We start from the raw sequence: 17,968 nt of genomic DNA, 5'->3' as shown, positions 1-17,968 counted from the left end.
CCTGTCTCTCGGCGGTGCGACGGTGACCCCCGTCGACGCCAAGGTCGCTCCGACCCCGCGTATGGGCAAACTTCTTTGCAGAAAACGCAAAACGTGGGCACGGTGGTGCCGGCCGGGGTCGGACCGAGACTGCGCGAGCTCCGCAAGCGCCGCGGCGCCACCCTGACGGCCCTGTCCGACGCCACCGGCATCCCGGCGGCCTCCAGGCGTTCAAGCAGGTCCTGCCCGCGGGCCTCACCGACGGCCGTCAGCCCGGGCCGCGCTCGCACGAGGGCTACCGACGAGCGCGCCGTGGAGTTCCTCAGCATCCTGGGACCTCAGGGCGAGCGCATGCACATCAGGGCCCGCTTCCGTCCCGACGGGAACGACGGGAACGACGAGAACTAGGGCCTGTCGGCGTCACGCGATGAGTTTCCTCGCTCGCCCCCGTCCTACCTGGTGAACAGCAAGGACGCGGTGGCACGGGACGAGCCGGGCCACCGGAACTGCGCCCGGACAGGCGGTACCCGTGATGGACAAGCAATTCACCGCGACCCTGCGGAAGAGCCCGAACAAGGGCGGCTGGACGTACGTCGTGTGGCCCGAGTCGGCAGAGTTCTTCGGAACCCGTGGCCTGGTGAAGGTGCGCGGCACGATCGACGGCCATCCGTTCCAGAGCTCGTTCATGGCCCTGGGCGACGGCACGCACAAGCTGCCGGTGAAGGCGGACGTGCGCAAGGCGATCGGCAAGGAGGAGGGGGACACCGTGACCGTACGCCTCGAGGAGCGCCTGAGCGCGTGAACACCTGACGTCCGGTGTCCGGTGTGGGGTACCGGGCACCGGACGTCGAGCGCCGCCCGAAAACCCCCAGACGAACGCGTGTGTGAGTGGATCGCGGGCGCGTATTCGGGCATGGGTGCGAAGCGTCATACCAGAGCGGGACCTGGCCCGCCGGAGTTTGTCAACTGCCCCTCGCGTATATGCCGTTGGCGACTACCGTGTGTGCTCGCCGTGCGACGCCCGGTCGCGCTGCCTGCTGTCTCTCCAACTGCCGAGCCACCCCCCACCCTGAACTCACAGAACCGAGGACGAGGTCGCCGTATGTCCCAGCCCCGCCAGCCGGCCGCCCGCGCAGACCGCCGCGAAGGCGGTCGGCACGGCAGGCCGGCCGGGCGGGCCGCGCCGCAGCCGACCGAGACGCACATACGTTCCCAGCTCCTGCGCATCGCCATCCTCCCGCCGCTCGCGGTGGCCCTCGGCGCGAGCGCGGCCGTGCTGTTCGTCCTCCAGCACACGGGCGTGCGGCCCAGCTCGACACTGTGGGCGGTGCTCGGCGGGGCCTGCCTGGTGACGGTCGCGGGCATCGTGATCGCCGCCGTGGCCGCGCGGCGCACCGCGGCCGTCGTACGCGACCGGGTGCTCGCGCTGCGCCAGGGAGCCGCGCACCGGCAGTCCGAACTGCGCGACCTGGTCGAGCAGTTGCGCAAGGGCGAGGCCCCGCCGCCGCGCCGCGCACCCGTCGTCGGCGCGCCCGGCGGTGACGATTTCGACCGGCTCGCCGTCGACCTCGCGCGCGGCCACGACGTCGCGGTGACCGCCGTCGTCCAGGCCACCCAGCTGTCCAGTCAGGCGGGCAGCCGGCAGAAGGTCGAGGTGTTCGTGAACCTCGCCCGGCGCCTGCAATCCCTCGTGCACCGCGAGATCAGCCTGCTCGACGAGCTGGAGAACCAGGTCGAGGACCCCGACCTGCTCAAGGGGCTCTTCCACGTCGACCACATGGCCACCCGCACCCGTCGGCACGCCGAGAACCTCGCCGTGCTCGGCGGCGCCGTCTCGCGCCGCCAGTGGAGCCACCCCGTGTCCATGACCGAGGTGATGCGCTCCGCGATCGCCGAGGTCGAGCAGTACTCGCGGGTCAAACTCGTGCCGCCGATCGACGGCACCCTGCGCGGGCACGCCGTCGCCGACTGCATCCACCTGCTCGCCGAACTCGTCGAGAACGCCACGGTGTTCTCCGCCCCGCACACCCAGGTCCTGCTCCGCGCCAACCGGGTGACCTCCGGGCTCGCCATCGAGGTGGAGGACCGCGGCCTCGGCATGCCGGTCACCGAGCAGAACAAGATGAACACCCTGCTCACCGACCCCGACCAGGTCAACGTGGCGAGCCTCCTCGCGGACGGCCGCATCGGCCTGTTCGTGGTCTCGCAGCTCGCACGGCGGCACGGCATCACGGTGCGGCTCCAGACCAACATCTACGGGGGAGTGCAGGCGGTCCTCGTGCTGCCCCAGGATCTGCTCGGCGGGGACGGCGACACCGACGGCGCGGGTGTGCGCATCCCGCACGTGCGCAAGGCCGCCGCCGCGGCGACCGCGGACAGCGTGCTCGGCGGCGACCCCGCGGCACCGTCGGCGAACGGCCACCGGGCGGACGGCCCGCCGCCGCAGCCCGGCCGCCCGGACACCAACGGCACACGCCCCGCCCCGGCCAACGCCCCCGCCCCGGCGCCCCCTTCGCCCGCCCCGCTCCACGGAGCCGTCTCCGTGGTGCCCCGACAAACGCAGATGGGCACGCCCCCCGCGGGCACGCCCATGACCACGCCTCCCGCCACCATGCCGACCGGCACACCCGAGCCGGCCGCGGGACCGCCCCCCACCAGCGCGCCACCCACCGCACCCCGCCCCGCACCCCCCGGCGCCCCCCTCCCGCAGCGCGTCGCCGGTGACGCCCGCCCCACCCCCGCCGACGCCCTCCCTGGCATCCGCCCCGAGGCCCGCGAGGCCGCGGCCCGCGCCGAACCCCTGGCCGCCCGGCCCGAGGGCGTCGTGCGCGGCACCATGAGCGGCCGCCCCCAACTCCCGCGCCGCAGGGCCCAGGAGCACATCGCCCCGCAACTGCGCGGCGGCCCCGCGCCGCGCCGCGACGACCCGGCCCCGTCCGTGCACGACCCCGGTCTCATGGCCGCCTTCCAGCGCGGCATCACGCTCGCGGAGTCGGCCGAACCGCGGACCCCCGGCGGCGCGGGTCCCGACACCCGGCAGTGGGAGCCGGGCCCCGACGACCAAGGCGGCGCCCCTGCATGACCACCACGACGCCGCACACACGCCCGCCCCCGCCCCCTCCCCGTACAGGGACGCGCACGCCACCACGCGCGCGTACCCGCCCGAAAGCCCGCACCGCACCCGCCCCCGCCGATCCCCCACCTCCCCGCACCACACCCAGCAGTCCACCAAGGAGTCGATCCCCCATGGCGAGCGATGTGCCGACGGGTCATGTGTCCGATCTCGACTGGCTGATGAGCGGCCTCGTCCAGCGCGTTCCCCACACCAGCAGCGCCGTGCTGCTGTCCTCCGACGGACTCGTCAAGTCCGTGCACGGGCTCGACGCCGACAGCGCCGACCACATGGCGGCCCTCGCCTCGGGCCTCTACTCGCTGGGCCGCAGCGCGGGCATCCGGTTCGCCGACGGCGGCGACGTACGGCAGGTGGTGGTGGAGCTCGACTCGGCGTTGTTGTTCGTGTCGACCGCGGGCTCCGGCACCTGTCTCGCGGTCCTCGCCGGGCGCGACGCGGACGCGGCCGTGCTCGGCTATGAGATGGCCATGCTCGTCAAGAGCGTGCGGCCCTACCTGGTGACCGCACCCCGGCAGTCCTCCGCCGAGCCCACGGCGATGAGGAATTGACGGTGGCGGCCCCGCAGGACGGGCCTTGGCTGGACGGCGCCGCGGGCCGGCTCGTGCGTCCGTACACGATCAGCAACGGACGTACCCGGCCCAGCACGTCGATGGATCTGCTCACCCATGTGATGGCCACCGGGGCGACCCCCCTCGGCTATCTGGGGCCGGAACACAGCCAGGCGCTCGACCTGTGTGCGCAGCCCACATCGGTCGCGGAGATCGCCGGTCATCTGAAGCTCCCGGCGGGCGTGACCAAGGTGCTCCTCTCCGATCTCGTCGACTGCCAAGCGATCACTACGAAGCCCCCCACGTTCCACGACAACCCCACTGACCGGTCCCTACTGGAGGCAGTGCTCGATGGACTACGACGCCAGCTCTGACCCTTTCCCCACCGCACTGAAGATCCTGGTCGCGGGCGGGTTCGGGGTCGGCAAGACGACCTTCGTCGGGGCCGTCAGCGAGATCGCTCCGCTCAGCACGGAAGAGCTGCTCACCACGGTCAGCGAGGACACCGACAATCTCGACGGCATCGAGAACAAGGTCGAGACGACGGTCGCGATGGACTTCGGGCGGATCACCCTCGACCCGGAGCATGTGCTCTATCTGTTCGGCACGCCGGGCCAGGAGCGCTTCTGGTTCATGTGGGACGAGCTGTCCGAGGGGGCTCTCGGGGCGGTCATCCTCGCGGACACCCGCCGCCTGGAGGACTGCTTCGCCGCCGTCGACTTCTTCGAGGAGCGCGGGATGGGCTTCATCGTGGCGGTCAACGAGTTCGACGGCTCCTACCGCTACGAGGCCGAGGAGGTCCGCGCCGCCATCGACCTGGACCCGGCGGTCCCCGTCGTGCGCTGCGACGCGCGCATCTCTAGCTCCGGCATCCAGACGCTGCTCACCCTCGTACGGCACCTGCTGGCGCACGCGCCCGCGACCACCACGGGGTTCGGAGCCCACACGTGACGTACGACGCCGCAAGGAGGCTGCTGCTGACGCCCCAGGACCAGGAGGGCGCCCAGCGGGCCGGCCGGTTGCGCAGGCTCGACCTGGGGCAGCGGGCCGAGCCGGTGTTCGACCGGTTCGCGGACCGGCTCGCCGAGGTGACCGGCGCGCCGTACGCGATGGTCAACTTCATTGACGAGAACCGGCAGTTCTTCGCGGGTCTGCACACCCCCGAAGGCGACCACCGGGGCGGCGAACTGGGCGCGGTGGCCGCCTCGGCCGCGAAAGCCACGTCCACGGAAGGCGAAGTGTCGCGCTACATGGCGCGCGATCACGGTTATTGCCCGCATGTGGTCGTGCGGCGCAAGGCGCTCGTCCTTGAGGACGTGTGCGACTATCCGCGCTTCGCGGGCAACCCGGTGGTCGACGAGATCGGTATCCGCTCCTACTTGGGCGCGCCGCTGATCGACGAGCGCACCGGGCTCGCCCTCGGTACGGTGTGCGCGGTCGCGACGGAGCCCCGCCCGTGGGGACAGGCGGGGCTCGTGACCATCAAGGCGATGGCGGCCGAACTGATGGAGCTGGTGCGGGGGCGGGGCGACCTGCTCGGTTAGGCGGTGCGGGCGCGGGCGTCCCGGCGCTGCTTGGCGTAGCCGCCCGCGGCCAGCGCGACGACCAGGATCGCGGAGACGAACAGCTGGTCGCGGCCGTCGGCGGTGCTGGCCATGACCACGAAGACACCCGCGATGGCCGCCAGGGCGAGCCAGGTCAGATACGGGAAGCCCCACATCTTCACGGTGAGCAGCTCGGGCGACTCGCGCTCCAGGCGGCGCCGCATCTTCAGCTGCGCGAGGCAGATGAAGACCCAGCCGACGAGGATGGCGACTCCGGTCGTGTTCATCAGCCAGGTGAACACGGTGTCGGGCCACCAGACGCCGGCGAACACCGCGAAGAAGCCGAAGAGGCAGGACGCGAGCACGGCGGCCACGGGCACGCGGCGGCGCACCCGGCCCAGGAAGCGCGGGCCGAGGCCGCGTGAGACGAGGGAGTAGGCCATGCGGGACGAGCCGTAGATGTTGGCGTTCATCGCCGACAGCAGGGCGACCAGGATGACGGCCTGCATGATGGTGCCGGCGGCCGGGATGCCGAACTCGTCGAGGACGGTGACGTACGGGCCGTCGGCGGCGACGTTCGGGTCGTTCCACGGCACCAGGGCGACGACGAGCGCCATCGACCCCACGTAGAAGAGCGCGATGCGCCACACGGCGGTGCGCACGGCGCGCGCCACGTTCTCGCGCGGCTTGTCGGACTCGGCGGCGGCGATGGACACCGTCTCCAGGCCGCCGTACGCGAAGACGGCGGTGAGCAGTCCGGCGATCAGGCCGGAGGTGCCGGTGGGGAAGAAGCCGCCGTGGCCGGTGAGGTTCGAGGCGCCGGGGGCGTCACCGAAGACGCCGAAGATGCCGAGGACTCCCAGCACCAGGAACGCGCAGATCGCGGTGACCTTCAGGGCGGAGAAGAAGAACTCGAACTCGCCGAAGTTGCGCACGGCGGCCAGGTTGCTCAGGCAGAAGAACACCATGAAGACGGCGACCCACCCGTAGGCGGGCAGGAACGGCACCCAGCCGTGCATGATCTGCCCGGCCGCCGTCGCCTCCGCGGCCACGCCGCAGGTGAGCATCACCCAGTACATCCAGCCCGACGTCGCTCCCGCCCAGGCGCCGAGTTCGCGCTCGGCGTGCACGGAGAACGAGCCGGTGGCGGGCCGGGCAGCGGACATCTCGCCGAGCATCCGCATCAGCAGCATGACCACGAATCCGGCGCCCGCGAAGAGCAGGACGACCGCGGGGCCCGCGGCGGCGATCCCGGCACCGGACCCTACGAAGAGGCCCGCGCCGATGACGCCGCCGAGGGCGATCATCGAAAGGTGCCGCTGTTTGAGGCCGTGGCCGAGTTCCGTGCCGGTGGAGGCGTCCTCGACGTCGCCGGGCGTGGCGCCGACGTCGGATCCGGCCTGCGGCGGGTCCGTGACGGAGGTGCGTGTCATGGTCGTGCCTGTTCGCTGTCTGAGACGGGTTGAAGTGCGGCGACAGTATGCGCTGGTGGGACGTGGTGCGTCGGCTGTCCGTTATTCGGACAAGCTGTTCGCTGGGCGGATCAATGGGGCGTCAAGGGGCCCTGGGGGAGGGGCTCTTCGAGGTGCCCGCCCGGGCAGGCCTGTAGGAAACCTGGGGCGCCGCTTAAGAAAACCTCGATGGACCGAACGCCCCGTGTACGGAAGAGTCTGCGGTGTCGGCGAACCGCATACGGGACGTATCCGGACGACTGCCGCAGCGCACCCTCATCACCCACTCTCCCCGCACGCGGGCCGGTTCGCCCTGCCCGCATGCGCGACGACAGGAGTCGAACCCTTGAAGGCACTGGTCAAGGAGAAGGCCGAACCGGGTCTGTGGCTGACGGACGTCCCCGAGCCCGGCGTCGGCCACGGGGACGTACTGATCAAGGTCCTGCGCACCGGGATCTGCGGCACCGACCTGCACATCCGCAGCTGGGACGGCTGGGCGCAGTCGACCATCAGCGCGCCGCTGGTCGTGGGGCACGAGTTCGTCGGCGAGGTCGTCGAGACCGGCCGGGACGTGAGCGACATCGCGGTCGGCGACACCGTCAGCGGCGAGGGTCACCTGGTGTGCGGAAAGTGCCGCAACTGCCTCGCCGGGCGCCGCCACTTGTGCCGCGCGACGGTCGGCCTCGGCGTCGGCCGCGACGGTGCGTTCGCCGAGTACGTGGCGCTGCCCGCCTCCAACGTCTGGGTGCACCGCGTCCCCGTCGACCTCGACGTCGCCGCGATCTTCGACCCGTTCGGCAACGCCGTGCACACCGCGCTGTCCTTCCCGCTCGTCGGCGAGGACGTACTGATCACGGGCGCGGGACCCATCGGCCTGATGGCGGCGGCCGTCGCCAAGCACGCCGGTGCCCGCAACGTCGTCATGACCGACGTCAGCGAGGAGCGCCTCGAGCTGGCGCGCAAGGTGGGCGTGAGCCTCGCCCTGAACGTGGCGTCCTCGACCATCGCCGACGGCCAGCGCGAACTCGGCCTGCGCGAGGGCTTCGACGTGGGCCTGGAGATGTCCGGCAACCCCGTCGCGATGCGCGACATGCTCGCGAACATGACCCACGGCGGCAAGATCGCCATGCTCGGCCTGCCGTCCGAGGAGTTCGCCGTCGACTGGGCCCGGATCGTCACCTCGATGATCACCATCAAGGGCATCTACGGCCGCGAGATGTTCGAGACCTGGTACGCGATGTCGGTCCTCCTCGAAGGCGGCCTCGACCTCTCCCCGGTGATCACCGGCCGCTACGCCCACACCGACTTCGACGCGGCGTTCGAGGACGCGGCGAGCGGCAAGGGCGGCAAGGTCATCCTCGACTGGACTGCCTGATTTTGGGCTCGGTTCGCCTCCGGGGCGACAAAGCCGGTGTTGAGGCACCGACCGTGCTCGACCCTCCTTCGTCGGGCCTCCGCGCGCTCGGTGCCTCAACACCGGCGCGCCCCTTTGGCTCACTCGCCGACGCCGCACCGTGGAACCCCGCCCACGCCACCCGAATCCGTAAGGAAGACCCCATGTTCGACAACGCACGCGCCGACTTCCAGGCCACCCTCGACGAGATCCGGGCCGCCGGTCTGCACAAGCCCGAGCGGGTCATCGGCACCCCGCAGTCCGCCACCGTCGACGTCACGGCCGGAGGCCGCCCCGGCGAGGTGCTCAACTTCTGCGCCAACAACTACCTGGGCCTCGCCGACCACCCCGAGGTGATCGCGGCGGGCCACGCGGCCCTCGACCGCTGGGGCTACGGCATGGCGTCCGTCCGCTTCATCTGCGGCACCCAGGAGGTCCACAAGGAGCTGGAGGCGCGCCTCTCGGCCTTCCTCGGCCAGGAGGACACGATCCTGTACTCCTCCTGCTTCGACGCCAACGGCGGCGTCTTCGAGACCGTGCTCGGCCCCGAGGACGCGGTGATCTCCGACGCCCTCAACCACGCCTCGATCATCGACGGCATCCGGCTGTCCAAGGCGAAGCGCTTCCGCTACGCCAACCGCGACATGGCCGACCTGGAAGCGCAGTTGAAGGCGGCGTCCGGATCCCGCAGGAAGCTGATCGTCACCGACGGCGTCTTCTCCATGGACGGCTACGTCGCGCCGCTCACGGACATCTGCGACCTCGCCGAGCGCTACGACGCCATGGTCATGGTCGACGACTCGCACGCGGTCGGCTTCGTCGGCCCCGGCGGCCGCGGAACCCCCGAACTGCACGGCGTGATGGACCGCGTCGACATCATCACCGGCACCCTCGGCAAGGCCCTGGGCGGGGCGTCCGGCGGCTACGTCGCGGCGCGCGCGGAGATCGTCGCGCTGCTGCGCCAGCGTTCGCGCCCGTACCTGTTCTCGAACAGCCTCGCCCCGGTGATCGCCGCGGCCTCCCTGAAGGTCCTCGACCTCCTGGAGTCGGCGGGCGACCTGCGCGAGCGCCTCGCGGCGAACACCAAGCTGTTCCGCACGCGGATGACGGAGGAGGGCTTCGACATCCTCCCCGGCGACCACGCGATCGCCCCGGTGATGATCGGCGACGCCTCCGTCGCGGGCCGCATGGCCGAACTCCTCCTGGAGCGCGGCGTCTATGTGATCGGCTTCTCGTACCCGGTGGTCCCGCAGGGCCAGGCGCGCATCCGCGTCCAGCTGTCGGCGGCGCACTCCACGGAGGACGTGAACCGGGCGGTGGACGCGTTCGTGGCGGCGCGCGCCGAGCTGGGCTGAGACCGCCGGTGCGTGGGCCGACGCCGCCGGTGCGGGGAATGTCGGACCCGTTTGGGAGAATCGCCCCATGATCGAAGCGCGGCGGCTGCACATCCTCCGTGCGGTGGCCGACCACCGCACGGTCACGGCTGCGGCCGCCGCGCTGTACCTGACCCCCTCGGCGGTCTCGCAGCAGCTCACAGCGCTTGAGCAGGAGACGGGCCACAAGCTGGTCGAGCGCGGCGCGCGCGGGGTCCGCCTGACGTCGGCCGGCGAGATCCTGCTCACCCACACCAACGCGGTCCTCGCCCAGCTGGAGAAGGCCGAGGCCGAGCTGGCCGCGTACAGCACGGGCGAGGCGGGCACCGTGACACTGGCCTCCTTCGCGACGGGCATCGGACTCGTCGTGGGGCCGGCGCTCGCCCTGCTGACGAAGGCGGCGCCCGGCATCCGCGTCCGCGTCCAGGACGCCGAGGGCGACGCCAGCCTGCCGATGCTGCTCGACCGGCAGATCGACGTGGCGGTCGCCGTCGACTACCGGGGCGCGCCGGGCGCCGACGACGATCGGATCACGCGCGTGCCCCTGTACGCGGAGCCGTTCGACGCGGTCCTGCCGGTCACGCACCGCCTCGCGGCCGCGGAATGGGTGCCGGTCGCCGACCTCGCCAAGGACACCTGGATCGGCCCGTACCCCGGCAACCCCTGCCACGACGTGGTCGTCCTGGCCTGCGAACACGCCGGTTTCTCCCCGCAGTTCGAGCATTCGTCGGACGACTTCCGCGCCGTCGTCGCCCTCGCCTCCGCGGGCGCGGGCGTGGCGTTGGTCCCGCGCTCGGCCCTGCACGGCGTCGACCTGAGCCAGGTGGTGGTCCGCCCGATCGACGGCGCGGCGCCGACCCGCAAGGTCTTCGCGGCGGTGCGGCACGGGGCGGAGGGGCATCCGCTGATCCGGCCGGTGCTGGAGGCGCTGGGGGAGGCGGCGGAGGGCTGAGGCGGGGAGCGCCACTGGGCCTCACCGCTTCCACCTGGCCCGGCGCGCGCAGTGCACGTCGGAGGGCCTACACCTGCGCGTAGCCGCCGTCGGCGAAGAACTCGGCGCCGTTGACGTAGCTCGACGCGTCCGAGGCAAGGAACGTCGTCACCGCGGCGATCTCCTCGGGCTCGGCGAGTCGGCCGAGGGGGATGCCCTCCTCGGTCTGCTTGAGCATCTCGGGCGGGAGCAGCTCGAGCAGACCAGGGGTGCGTGTGCCGCCCGGGGACACGACGTTGACCCGGAAGCCGCGTGCGCGCGAGCTCTGGGCCCAGCCGCGCGCTAGGTTGCGGATCGCGGCCTTGGAGGCCCCGTACACCTCCAGTCCCTGGTCGGGGCGGGTGCCGGCGGTCGACCCCGTCAGAATCACCGAGGCGCCGTTGGTGAGGTGGGGCAGCGCCTGCTGGAGAGTGAAGATCGTTCCCTTGACGTTCGTGGCGAACATGGAGTCGATCAGCTCCTCGGTCACCTCGCCGAGCGGAGCCACTGTGCCGATGCCGGCGTTGGCGACCAGCACATCGATGCGTCCGGCCTGTTCGCGCACGCTCTCGTAGAACGCGTCGAGCTCCGAGGACACCGAAACATCGCAGACCGCGCCGGTCACGCCGCTGCCGAGTTCGGCGAGCGCGGCGTCGAGCGCGTCCTTGCGGCGGCCGGTGATGAACACGCGGGCGCCCTCGTCGCGGAACGCGCGGGCGGTCGCGAAACCGATGCCGCTGCTGCCTCCGGTGATCACGGCGACCTTGTCTGTCAAGACGGCCATGCCGTCCTCCTTCAAGTTATGGACCGGTACGTCAATAACCATCCTCGATATGGACCGCACAGTCAAGAACGTCGTGACGGAGGGGGTGCGGCTTGAGGTGGGTGCTGGCGCGAGGTGGGCTCCGGCCCGAGGCGGGCGCGCTTCAGCGTGCGTAGGGGCTGCTCTGCGGGCCCGGTCGGTGAGTGCTAGCGCGCGGGGGTGGGCAGAAGTCGCGTCAGGGTGGACTGGGCCGCCGCGGTGAGCCCGTCAACGTCCATGCCGGTGCGTCCGAGCGCGATGAGGCCCAGCTGGGCGACGAGGACGGCGCGGGCGGTCTCGGTGGGGTCGACGTCGGCGGCGAGGTCGCCTTCGCGCTGGGCGCGCTCCAGTGCCGCGGTGAGGATGGCGGTGATCGTGTCGTAGGTGCGGCGGGCCTCGGCGGCCACGTCCGGAGTGCTGGCCGCGAGCTCGGCATTGCTGTTGGCCAGCAGGCAACCCCGACGCGCGACGGCCCCGGTCGGGTCGGCGGTGGGGCCGAGCACGAACTCGCGCACCAGGTCGATCCCCCGCGCCGCGGACTCCAGGCGCTCGCGCAGTGCGGACAGGTTCGCGTCGTCGTAGTCGCGCAGCACCCGCAGAAACAGGCTGTGTTTGTCGCCGAACGCCCCGTACAGGCTGCCCTTGCCCAGGCCGCTCACGCGCAGCAGATCGTCCAGCGATGTCGCCGCGTATCCCTTGTCCCAGAACTCGTCACGGACAGCGAGAACCACGCGGTCTTCGTCGAACTTGCGGGGGCGGGCCATGTAGCCCACGGTACTGGTTCTGGACCGCGCGGGCCGTAATGGGTGGGCGGCGCTTCCGGCGGCTCCTGGCTGAAGAGGGATCGGCCGCGTAACACTGCCGTTTCATATCTGGGATACCGTGCCGAATATGAGACGCGAGAGTGGCGTGCCGGCGCGCGACGCCAATGATCAGGACCCGGACCCCGTGGACGCCCGTCTCGGCGCCCGGCTCGCCGAGCTGCGCGCCGAACACGGCCTGTCCCTGGGCGAGTTGGCGGACCGCAGCGGCGTGAGCCGCTCCACTCTGTCGCGGGCCGAACGCGCCGAGATCAGCCCGACCGCCGCCCTCCTCAACCGTCTCTGCGCGGTCTACGGGCGGACCATGTCCCAGCTCCTGAGCGAGGTCGAGTCGGCCCCCACCCAGGTCGTACGCGCCGCGGACCAGCCCCTGTGGCGCGACGAGTCGACCGGCTTCGCGCGCCGCTCCGTCTCCCCGCCGCAGGCCGGACTGCGCGGCGAGGTGGTGGAGGGCACCCTCGAGCCGTACGCCGACATCGCCTACGACCGCCCGCCCGTCCCCGGCCTGGAACAGCACATCTGGGTGCTCGACGGCCTCCTCGACCTCACCGTCCAGGGCACGACACACCGCCTGGGGGCGGGCGACTGCCTGCGCTTCCGCCTCTGGGGTCCGACCCACTTCCACTGCCCGGGCCCAGAGCCGGTGCGCTACGCCCTGGTGGTGGTGCTCCCGTGACGATCACCTGCACACGTCTTGCGCCCGCGGAATTCCCCGCCTACGAAGACGAATTGGGCGCCCTGCTGGCCGACGTCGTACAAGGAGGCAGCTCACTCGGCTTCCTGCACGGACTGACGCCCTGCGAAGCGACTGCCTGGTGGCGCGACTGTGTGGGCCCGTCCGTGGAGCGCGGCAGCACAGCCGTATGGGTGGCGACCGACACGGGCGAGGCCGGCCGGACCCGCTGCCTCGGAACGATCTCCCTCGCCTTCACCGAGAAGCCCAACGGCCGCCACCGCGCCGAAGTGATCAAGCTGATGGTGCACGGCAGCACCCGCGGCACCGGCCTCGGCCGCACCCTCCTGGCGACCGCGGAGCGCGCCGCGGCGGAGGCGGGCGTGACGCTCCTGGTCCTCGACACCGAGACCGGCAGCCCCGCCGAGAACTTCTACCGCAAGGCGGGCTGGGACGAGGTCGGCGTCATCCCGGACTACGCGGCCGACCCGTCCGGCGTCCTGCACCCCACGACCCTGTTCTGCAAGCGCCTCGAACCGCTCGTGCCGGTCGGCGATTGCCAGGAATGAGGGCCTACGGTGCGGGGGAGGTGCAGGCCAGCACGCACGCGTACCTGCACACCCCCGCCCATGGGGCCGTACGGACTGTCCGAGAGGAAGCCGCCAGATGACCGCCACAGACCCGACGTACACGACGAGCGCGCTCAGCACCGGCGACGGCGCCGCCGTGGCCACGTACACCTGGCTGCCAGAAGGCGGCAGGCCCCGCGCCTTCGTGCAGATCGCGCACGGCGCGGCCGAACACGGCCAGCGCTACGACCGCTTCGCCCGCCACCTGACCTCCCACGGCTACGGGGTCATCGCCTCCGACCACCGCGGCCACGGCGCCACCGCCCAGTCCACGGGCGGCTACGGAGTCACGGACGACGGCGACCCCGACACCGTCGACGCCTGGGTGTCGATCGTCGAGGACCTCAAGGCGATCGGCGACCAGGCGCGCGCCCTCCACCCCAACGTCCCGTTCGTCCTGCTGGGCCACAGCCTCGGCTCTCTGCTCGCGCGCGACTACGCGCAGCGGTACGCGGACGACCTGGTGGCCCTGATCCTCACCGGCACCTTCCGCTCCCTGCCCGGCGCCGACAACGAGGGCGACATCGCGGCCCTGAAAGCCGAGGTCGCGGCGGGCGGCCGCGCCGCCGCCTCGTCCTACGTGGGCAACCTCTTCTCCTCCTTCAACGACCCGTACGAGCACCGCACCGGCTTCGAATGGCTCTCGCGGGACGAGGCGGAGGTCGACAAGTACGTCGCCGACGAACGCTGCGGCTTCGACTTCTCGGCGGGCCTGTCCCTGGACTGGGTCCGTGCGGTGCGCCGCATCAACGACCCGGCGAACCTCGCCCGCATCCCGGCCGACCTGCCGATCCACGTCGCGGTCGGCACGGAGGACCCGTGCAACCAGCGCATGACGCTGGTCCACGAACTCCTGGAGGACTTCCGCTACTTGGGCGTCGAGGACCTCACCTGGAAGGGCTACGAGGGCGCCCGCCACGAAATCCTCAACGAGACGAACCGCGACGAGGTCCAGGCGGATCTGGTGGCGTGGCTGGACAAGCGGGTGCCGTGACCCCGAGCAGGGCGCCCTACGCGGCTCCCGGCCATTGTCAGTGGCGTTGGCTACGGTTCGTTGCATGCTGGACGCCGAGGATGTACGCACCGTAGCCCTGTCCCTTCCGGACACGACCGAGAAGGTCGCCTGGAGCATGCCCACGTTCCGGGTGGCGGGGAAGATGTTCGCCACGCTGCCCGAGGACGAGACGTCGATAGCGGTGCGCTGCCCGAAGGAGGAGCGCGACGAGCTGGTCCTGTCCGAGCCGGACAAGTTCTGGATCGCGGACCACGAGGCGTCCTTCGCGTGGGTCCGGGCCCGCCTCGCGGCCCTGGAGGACACGGCCGAGCTGCGCGACATCCTCGCCGACTCCTGGCGCCAGGCGGCCCCGACCCGACTCCTGGACGCACACCCCGAGTTGGGTCTTCCACGTGCAGGATGAAACCAGGTGAGTCGCCGCCCGTCCGCATGGCATCATCCGCTCGCGAGGGCCCACCGCGCGCGTGCGGTGCGCCATGGGGACGACGAACGGGGAATGTGGATGGCCGACCGGGCGGTCGACGGCGAGGACGCCGGGGTCGCGCCCCGGCGCGGCATCTGGACCCGCGACTTCGGCCTCTTCTTCACCGCGAGGGGCGTGGCCAAGCTCGGCGACAGCATGCTGCCGGTGGCCCTCGCGGCGGGTCTCCTCCAGTACGGCTACGGGGCGGGAGCGGTGGGCCTGGCGATGGCCTCCTCGGTGGCCTGCTTCGCGGGCCTGGTCATCTTCGGCGGCGTACTGGCGGACCGTTTCAATACACGTCTACTGATGACGGGCGCCGACCTCGTCCGCCTGGTGACACAGTCCCTCGCGGCCGTCATGTTCTTCACCGGCCATGTCGTGCTCTGGCAGATCTGCGTCATCGGCGCGATCAACGGATCGGCCGCGGCGGTCTTCCAGCCCGGCGTCGCCGGCACGGTGCCGCGCCTGGCATCCGACGTCCAGGCGGCGAACGGCGCGATCCGGGTCGCGGAGTCCGGCGCGCAACTGGCGGGCCCCGCGGTGGCGGGCATGCTGGTCGCGCTGGCCTCACCGGGCCTGGTCTTCGCGGCGCACGCGGGCACGTACGCGCTGAGCGCCCTGTGCCTGCTCCTTCTGCGTCTGCCACCGCTGCCCCGCGACACAGCCGTCGGCAGGACCCGCCCCCGCGGCGCCTTCCGCGCCGAACTCGTAGAAGGCTGGCGGGAGTTCAGATCCCGAAGATGGCTCTGGGGAGTCATCTCGGTCTGGTGCGTGCTGATGATAGGGGCGTCGGGCCCGGCCGTCCCCCTGGTCGCCGTACAGGTCACGCAGGAGTACGGATCGGGCGCATACGGCCTGGTGAACTCGGCACTCGGCGCCGGCACGGTCGTCGGCGGCGTCCTGGCCCTGCGCCTGCGCCCGCGCCGGATGCTGCGCGCGGGCGCCCTGGCCCTGTTCGGCTTCGCCCTGTTCCCCGCTACGGCGGGCGCGGGCCTGGGGGTGCCGTGGATGATGGCGGGCTGCGCGGTGGCCGGGGCCGGCATGTCGTTCTGGGGCGTGATGTGGGCGACGAGCGTCCAGACCCAGGTCCCGCGCGAGATCCTCAACCGCATCCACGCCTACGAGGTGGCCGGCTCCATCGCCATGCAGCCGGTGGGCCAGGCCCTGGCGGGCCCGGCGGCGGCCACGTTCGGCACGCAGCAGGTCCTGCTGGCGGGCGGCGTGGTCACGCTGCTGGTGGCGGCGACGATGCTCTCGATCCCGGCGATCAGGGGCCTGGTGCGAGCGGACGCGCTACCGCAGACAGGGCTGGGGCTCCCCCTTGCTACTCCGGAACCCCGACAGCGCCGACGCTCCGGGAAAGCAGAAACCCACTGATCCGCTCCCGCAGCGCCGCGGCGTCGAGCCCATGCCCGGCGATGTGCTCCTCGACGCTCCCGTACCGCCGCAGCTCCCGCCGCCCGACACCGAGCCCGAGAACACGGTGCGGAAGATCGGCGAGCGCGTCATTGGCGGCGCCGGTGGAGGTCCCGGCGAGATAGGGCTCGACGACCACGACATCAGCGCTGCTGCCATTGCCCACGGCCCGCCGCAGCCCGGCAGCATCAAAGGGCCGAACGGTGGTCGCGTACAGCACACTCACATCAAGCCCTTCGGTGGCGTCCAGCACGTTGTCCAACATGGGCCCAACGGCAACGACGACTCCCCGCCGCCCCTCCCGCACACTCAGGAACCGCTCCCCATCAACAGGCAGAGCCTCCCGATTCCCCTGCACGGAGAGCCGCACATATTCGCGCGAGTCCTTGAGGGCATCGCCGCTGCTGCCCCAGACGGCATGCCGCAACAGAACCTCGGCCTCATCGGGATGCCCGGGCACGTGCACCCGCCACCCATCAAGGGTGTCGAGCAACGCGACATCCCCGGGGGACATGTGCGTAAAGCCTCCCGAGGACACGTCGTACGACGCCCCGGCACTCACCAGCACACCCCCGACCCCCTGATGCCCGAAGTCCAGCTTCACCTGCTCAAAAGGCCGTTCTACGAGGAAGCTGGCGAAGGTGTGCATCACGGGCCGCATCCCGGCGAGCGCAAGCCCCGCCCCGGCCCCGACGAGCAACTGCTCCCGGATCCCGACATTGATCACCCGCTCCGGATGCCGCCGGGCGGCCCCGGCAAAGGGCGCGACCCCGATCTCGGCGAGCACGACGGCGACACGCGGATCCTCATCGAGAATCCGGCTGAGGACGGGGGCGAACCGATCACGCATGGTGTCCACGAGAACTTTCCTTTCGGGAGGGGGAGAGGGGAGGGCGGCGGGACTCAGGAGTCGTTGAGGGGAGAGGGAGGAGGCTCACTCAAACTTGGGCTCGACGCGGGCGACGACGGCGTGCGGCCGCCCCGGATGCGGCGCGGTGAACGCCTCGTACAGAGCTTCGTGATCCCGCCCGTCGACGGTCACGGTCGACCACCCGGCGGCCTCGAACCGGGCGGCGATGCCACCGGCCCGTCCGTAGGTGGCGGACAGGTTGTCCACGACAACGGTGTGCAGCCGCTCGAGCCCGAAGGCTCCGGCGAAGGCGATGGCCTCGTGGTTGCTGCCCTCGTCGAGCTCGGCGTCCCCGACGAGGGCCCAGACGGCCGGCTCGCCGAGCCCCTGGGCCCGCAGCCCGAGCGCGGTCCCGACGGCGATCGGCAGCCCGTGCCCGAGCGACCCGCTCCCGATCTCCACGCCCGGCACGAGCACGCGGTCGGGATGATGCCCGAGCCGCGACTCGTACGCCCCGAAGTCACTCAACCACTCCTCGGGCACAAATCCCTTGGCGACGAGCACGGCGTAGTACGCCATGGGCCCGTGCCCCTTGGACAACAGAAACCGATCCCGCCCGGCGTCCTCGACACTCTCCGGTCCGACCCGCAGAACGCGGTCGTACAGCACCCACAACACGTCGAGGGTGGAGGTGGCGGCGGGCCCGTGCTTCTCGTCCCCGGTCATGAGACTCATGAGCCGAGACAGATCTTCGTAGCGATAGCCGGTGTGCGCGACGGCTCCGGTGGATCCGGTGGATCCGGTGGCACTGGTCGCGATGGCGAGGTCATCCGCTGTGGTCGTCATGGAACGAAGCGTGCAACCTCAACTTTGCTTGAGGTCAACCCCTGCTCCCACGGCGCGCCGGA

Annotated in this window: 20 protein-coding genes; 15 read left to right on the top strand and 5 right to left on the bottom strand. The window is 71.5% G+C overall.

Annotation, left to right across the window (positions count from 1 at the left end):
• The first annotated feature begins 93 nt into the window (after nt 1-93).
• From ACNYS0_RS07980 to ACNYS0_RS07950, 7 genes are all read left to right on the top strand, one after another.
• Nucleotides 94-387: a hypothetical protein gene (locus ACNYS0_RS07980; RefSeq protein ID WP_422471959.1), complete on the top strand. Its 294-nt coding sequence runs from the start codon at nt 94-96 to the stop codon at nt 385-387.
• Between the two features lie 124 nt (nt 388-511).
• Nucleotides 512-781 (top strand): DUF1905 domain-containing protein, encoded by a 270-nt coding sequence (locus tag ACNYS0_RS07975; protein WP_422471958.1) that lies wholly within the window; start codon nt 512-514, stop codon nt 779-781.
• Between the two features lie 300 nt (nt 782-1,081).
• Nucleotides 1,082-3,061, top strand: coding sequence for a sensor histidine kinase (locus tag ACNYS0_RS07970; RefSeq protein WP_422471957.1), 1,980 nt, complete (start codon nt 1,082-1,084; stop codon nt 3,059-3,061).
• 164 nt (nt 3,062-3,225) lie between these two features.
• Nucleotides 3,226-3,660: a roadblock/LC7 domain-containing protein gene (locus ACNYS0_RS07965; RefSeq protein ID WP_422414452.1), complete on the top strand. Its 435-nt coding sequence runs from the start codon at nt 3,226-3,228 to the stop codon at nt 3,658-3,660.
• Nucleotides 3,661-3,662: 2 nt separating this feature from the next.
• On the top strand, nt 3,663-4,034 hold the full coding sequence (locus ACNYS0_RS07960; protein WP_326017958.1) for a DUF742 domain-containing protein: 372 nt from the start codon (nt 3,663-3,665) through the stop codon (nt 4,032-4,034).
• Nucleotides 4,012-4,611: a GTP-binding protein gene (locus tag ACNYS0_RS07955; RefSeq protein ID WP_422471956.1), complete on the top strand. Its 600-nt coding sequence runs from the start codon at nt 4,012-4,014 to the stop codon at nt 4,609-4,611. The genes ACNYS0_RS07960 and ACNYS0_RS07955 overlap by 23 nt, the downstream gene beginning before the upstream one ends.
• Nucleotides 4,608-5,204, top strand: a complete 597-nt coding sequence (locus ACNYS0_RS07950; protein WP_422471955.1) for a GAF domain-containing protein — start codon at nt 4,608-4,610, stop codon at nt 5,202-5,204. The genes ACNYS0_RS07955 and ACNYS0_RS07950 overlap by 4 nt, the downstream gene beginning before the upstream one ends.
• Here the strand turns inward: ACNYS0_RS07950 and ACNYS0_RS07945 are convergent.
• Nucleotides 5,201-6,637, bottom strand: coding sequence for an amino acid permease (locus ACNYS0_RS07945; protein WP_422471954.1), 1,437 nt, complete (start codon nt 6,635-6,637; stop codon nt 5,201-5,203). The two genes, ACNYS0_RS07950 and ACNYS0_RS07945, sit on opposite strands and share 4 nt — an antisense overlap.
• A gap of 364 nt (nt 6,638-7,001) precedes the next feature.
• Between ACNYS0_RS07945 and tdh the strand changes: the two genes are divergently transcribed.
• The 3 genes from tdh (at nt 7,002) to ACNYS0_RS07930 (ending at nt 10,373) form a co-directional block, all read left to right on the top strand.
• Nucleotides 7,002-8,030 (top strand): L-threonine 3-dehydrogenase, encoded by a 1,029-nt coding sequence (gene tdh, locus ACNYS0_RS07940; protein ID WP_422471953.1) that lies wholly within the window; start codon nt 7,002-7,004, stop codon nt 8,028-8,030.
• 182 nt (nt 8,031-8,212) lie between these two features.
• Complete coding sequence (locus tag ACNYS0_RS07935) at nt 8,213-9,403, top strand: glycine C-acetyltransferase (protein ID WP_422471952.1); 1,191 nt, start codon at nt 8,213-8,215, stop codon at nt 9,401-9,403.
• Nucleotides 9,404-9,470: 67 nt separating this feature from the next.
• Entirely contained in the window at nt 9,471-10,373 is a 903-nt protein-coding gene (locus ACNYS0_RS07930) for a LysR family transcriptional regulator (RefSeq protein WP_422471951.1), read from the top strand.
• 67 nt (nt 10,374-10,440) lie between these two features.
• Here the strand turns inward: ACNYS0_RS07930 and ACNYS0_RS07925 are convergent, their stop codons facing one another.
• Both ACNYS0_RS07925 and ACNYS0_RS07920 read right to left on the bottom strand, forming a co-directional pair.
• Nucleotides 10,441-11,175 (bottom strand): SDR family NAD(P)-dependent oxidoreductase, encoded by a 735-nt coding sequence (locus tag ACNYS0_RS07925; RefSeq protein ID WP_422471950.1) that lies wholly within the window; start codon nt 11,173-11,175, stop codon nt 10,441-10,443.
• Nucleotides 11,176-11,360: 185 nt separating this feature from the next.
• On the bottom strand, nt 11,361-11,957 hold the full coding sequence (locus ACNYS0_RS07920; protein WP_422471949.1) for a TetR/AcrR family transcriptional regulator: 597 nt from the start codon (nt 11,955-11,957) through the stop codon (nt 11,361-11,363).
• A 127-nt stretch (nt 11,958-12,084) separates the two neighbouring features.
• Here ACNYS0_RS07920 and ACNYS0_RS07915 point away from each other — a divergent pair, with 127 nt between their 5' ends.
• The 5 genes from ACNYS0_RS07915 (at nt 12,085) to ACNYS0_RS07895 (ending at nt 16,171) form a co-directional block, all read left to right on the top strand.
• On the top strand, nt 12,085-12,690 hold the full coding sequence (locus tag ACNYS0_RS07915; protein ID WP_422471948.1) for a helix-turn-helix domain-containing protein: 606 nt from the start codon (nt 12,085-12,087) through the stop codon (nt 12,688-12,690).
• A 2-nt stretch (nt 12,691-12,692) separates the two neighbouring features.
• Nucleotides 12,693-13,256 carry a GNAT family N-acetyltransferase gene (locus ACNYS0_RS07910; protein WP_422482501.1) on the top strand — a complete coding sequence of 188 codons (564 nt, stop codon included), beginning with the start codon at nt 12,693-12,695 and terminating at the stop codon, nt 13,254-13,256.
• Nucleotides 13,257-13,353: 97 nt separating this feature from the next.
• A complete protein-coding gene (locus ACNYS0_RS07905) occupies nt 13,354-14,310 on the top strand; it encodes an alpha/beta fold hydrolase (RefSeq protein WP_422471947.1) in 957 nt (318 codons plus the stop codon).
• Between the two features lie 64 nt (nt 14,311-14,374).
• The gene (locus tag ACNYS0_RS07900) at nt 14,375-14,734 is read left to right on the top strand and encodes an MmcQ/YjbR family DNA-binding protein (RefSeq protein ID WP_422414442.1); all 360 of its coding nucleotides are present in this window, start codon (nt 14,375-14,377) and stop codon (nt 14,732-14,734) included.
• Between the two features lie 93 nt (nt 14,735-14,827).
• A complete protein-coding gene (locus ACNYS0_RS07895; RefSeq protein WP_422471946.1) occupies nt 14,828-16,171 on the top strand; it encodes an MFS transporter in 1,344 nt (447 codons plus the stop codon).
• On the opposite strand, the gene ACNYS0_RS07890 is transcribed toward ACNYS0_RS07895, so the two are convergent.
• Together ACNYS0_RS07890 and ACNYS0_RS07885 are read right to left on the bottom strand one after the other, a co-directional pair.
• The gene (locus tag ACNYS0_RS07890) at nt 16,119-17,069 is read right to left on the bottom strand and encodes a transketolase family protein (protein ID WP_422471945.1); all 951 of its coding nucleotides are present in this window, start codon (nt 17,067-17,069) and stop codon (nt 16,119-16,121) included. The genes ACNYS0_RS07895 and ACNYS0_RS07890 overlap by 53 nt on opposite strands.
• A gap of 75 nt (nt 17,070-17,144) precedes the next feature.
• The gene (locus tag ACNYS0_RS07885; protein WP_422482499.1) at nt 17,145-17,795 is read right to left on the bottom strand and encodes a thiamine pyrophosphate-dependent enzyme; all 651 of its coding nucleotides are present in this window, start codon (nt 17,793-17,795) and stop codon (nt 17,145-17,147) included.
• Between the last annotated feature and the right edge of the window lie 173 nt (nt 17,796-17,968).

Source organism: Streptomyces anthophorae (assembly GCF_049310305.1).
Classification (GTDB): Bacteria; Actinomycetota; Actinomycetes; order Streptomycetales; family Streptomycetaceae; genus Streptomyces.
This window is presented reverse-complemented; position numbering and strand designations above follow the sequence as displayed.